The following is a 2,763-nucleotide window of genomic DNA, read 5'->3' on the forward strand; positions in this document are numbered from 1 at the left end:
ACCAGAATCAGGTTATGAATATCCTGTTCTTTTTCTTTCAGGGGTTTTTCAGTGAGGAACTTAAGCCAGGCATCCAGCCGGTGGTAGTAACGGAGTGTGCCATAGGAAAGCTCAGCCAATAATGGCTGGTCTTTTTTGGACAGTTTTTCCTGCAACTGCGGCAGTACACTGCTCAGTGATTCGCCCAGAGTTACCCGGGTGATCGCCCGTGCTGCCAGCTGTCGAACAGAAGATTGTTTAGCCATATCAGGTAAAAAAGCGCCTAACTGAATTGTTTTCCGGTGCTGAACATCGCTTTTTTGCTGTTCAGCAGCTCCTGCACCGTCATTGCACGGCTTCCAGCCAACTGCAGCCGTTTAATGCGCAGGGTGCCTTCATGGCAGGCAATATCCAGACCATCTTTATCAGCCTTGATCAGGGTTCCCGGCGCTTCGGTTGTGCCTTCTTCCAGGGCTATTGCTTCCCAGACACGGATGTTCGTATCATCCAACGCGGTGATCGCCACAGGCCATGGATTGAACGCCCGAATCTGCCGGTCCAGGGCCTGTGCTGATTTCTGCCAGTCCAGCTGTGCTTCTTCTTTACTCATTTTATGGGCGTAGTTAGCCAGGTTGTCATCCTGTTTTTCCGGATGAATATGCCCCGTTGCCAGGTTATCCAGCGACTGAATGAGCGCAGGCTGACCCACTGCAATCAGGCGGTCATGAAGATCGGATGCGGTATCGGTTGGGTGGATGGGACAAAAGGCTTTCAGCAACATGTCGCCGGTATCCAGTCCGGCGTCCATCTGCATGATGGTAACACCGGATTCAGTATCACCGGCTTCAATCGCACGCTGAATCGGTGCAGCACCGCGCCATCTTGGCAAAATGGAGCCATGCACATTGATACAACCCAGCTTGGGTGTATCGAGAACCGCCTGTGGCAGAATCAACCCATAGGCAACCACCACCATCAGATCGGCGTCCAGAGCAGCAAGTTCCTGCTGGGCGTTTTCATCCCTGAGGGACTTTGGTTGAAAAACGGGAATATTGTGTTCAAGAGCCAGCGATTTGACCGGTGAGGGCATCAGTTTCTGACCGCGTCCTGCAGGCCTGTCCGGCTGGGTATAGACGGCGATAACCTGGTGTTGGCTGTCCAGAATGGCCTGAAGGTGTGCACTGGCAAACTCAGGGGTACCGGCAAAGATGATTCGAAGGCTTTTCATCAGTGTTTTCTTTTGCCAAGCTTTTTCTTGATACGGTCCTGTTTCAGGCGGGACAGCGTGTCGATGAACAGTTTACCTTCCAGATGATCCAGCTCGTGCTGGACACAGACAGCCGCCAGCCCGTCATAATCCCGTGTGTACTCATTACCATCGCGATCCAGCGCCGTGAGTCTTACTTGTGCGTAGCGATCCAGCAGCTCATAAAAGCCGGGTACTGACAGGCAGCCTTCCTGAAGGTCGGACTTTTCATCACCGATAGGCTCATAGCCGGGGTTGATAAGAACCTGGGGCTCATTACCTTCTTCAGAAAGGTCCATCACCACGATACGCTGATGAATGTCTACCTGTGTTGCCGCCAGACCCACACCCTTGGCGTCGTACATGGTCTCCAGCATATCATCAACAATACGCCGGATGTCGTCATTGACCTCGGCTACCGGCTTGGCAACCGTGCGAAGCCGTTGATCAGGGTATTCAAGTATTTCCAGTAGAGCCATCAGTGATCTCAGGTTGACGCTGTCAGCGAATAGTTAAGTTTGATGACCTTTCAGTATATCTGCAAATCCGGTCTGTACCTAGGGGTGTTCCTTATCGTCTTTAAATTCAGACTTATTCAGTTTGCCACCAGGTATTAATAATCATCGGGTAATCCGTGACCTCGCCCGGTCGCTTGATATTGCTTTGGTGGGCAACCCTGACTTTGCCAAAGTACCACAGCGGAATACCGTAGTGATTCCAGAGCAGAACCCGGTCAAGGCTGTGAATAATGGTTTCCAGCGCCTTCTGACTCTCCGCATTGGGTATTTTCTCCAGCAGCGCATCAATAACCGGATGTTTTATGCCGGCCAGGTTCTGGGTATCGGGTATGTCCGCGTTACTGGAGTGGAAATACCTGAAAAGTTCGCTGCCCAGTGACAGTCCCAGGGGGTAGGCATTACCAATGGTATCAAAATCCAGCTTTCTCACTCGCTGTAAATAGTTGCTGATGTCGATGACCCGGTATTTCAGTTCAATACCGATGCTGGCCAGGTTCTTTTTAAACGGCAAAATAAGCCGGTCCGCCAGATGACTGGAGGTAATCAGCTCAAAAGTCAGCGGCTCCTGTTTCTGGTTGACCAGCTTTCCCTCCTTGAACTGCCATCCTGCTTCATTAAGCAGTGCAAGGGCTTTTTGCTGTTGGGGCCTTATTGAGCCATCACCCCTGGTTTTGGGGGATAAGAATGGCTGATGGAACAGGGCATCAGGCAGTTGTGTGCGAAATGGTTCTAACAGCGCCTGTTCATGGGCGGAGGGTATACCTGAAGCGGCGTATAGGGAATTTGGAAAGTAACTGTTTGCCCGGGCATAGGCATTTTCAAACAGCGTTCGGTTGCTCCACTCAAAATCCAGCAGATAGCCAATCGCTTCTCTTACCCGAATATCATTGAATGGAGCCCTGCGGGTGTTGAACACGATCATTGGGCTGCCAATAATCATTCTGGTTGGAATTTCAGTCTTTATTATTTTGCCAGAGGTGATGTCCGGAAAGTTGTAAGCCCTGGCCCAGTTTTTGGCAA

At 51.1% G+C, this 2,763-nt stretch carries 4 protein-coding genes; all 4 read right to left on the bottom strand.

The genetic code is table 11. The annotated features are described in order from the left end of the window. On the bottom strand, positions 1 to 245 hold a 245-nt coding region (locus KDK13_RS18790), incomplete at its 3' end, for a transcription antitermination factor NusB (RefSeq protein WP_306671186.1). Positions 246 to 262: 17 nt separating this feature from the next. Beyond that, positions 263 to 1,207, bottom strand: a complete 945-nt coding sequence (fmt, locus tag KDK13_RS18795) for a methionyl-tRNA formyltransferase (RefSeq protein WP_306671187.1) — start codon at positions 1,205 to 1,207, stop codon at positions 263 to 265. Next, the gene (gene def, locus KDK13_RS18800) at positions 1,207 to 1,704 is read right to left on the bottom strand and encodes a peptide deformylase (RefSeq protein WP_257286542.1); all 498 of its coding nucleotides are present in this window, start codon (positions 1,702 to 1,704) and stop codon (positions 1,207 to 1,209) included. Before def ends, fmt begins: the two co-directional genes overlap by 1 nt. A 112-nt stretch (positions 1,705 to 1,816) precedes the next feature. Further along, the coding region (locus tag KDK13_RS18805) for an ABC transporter substrate-binding protein (RefSeq protein WP_257286543.1) at positions 1,817 to 2,763 on the bottom strand (947 nt) is incomplete at its 5' end.

The organism is Endozoicomonas sp. SESOKO1, assembly GCF_024606265.1.
In the GTDB taxonomy this organism is placed as follows: Bacteria; Pseudomonadota; Gammaproteobacteria; order Pseudomonadales; family Endozoicomonadaceae; genus Endozoicomonas.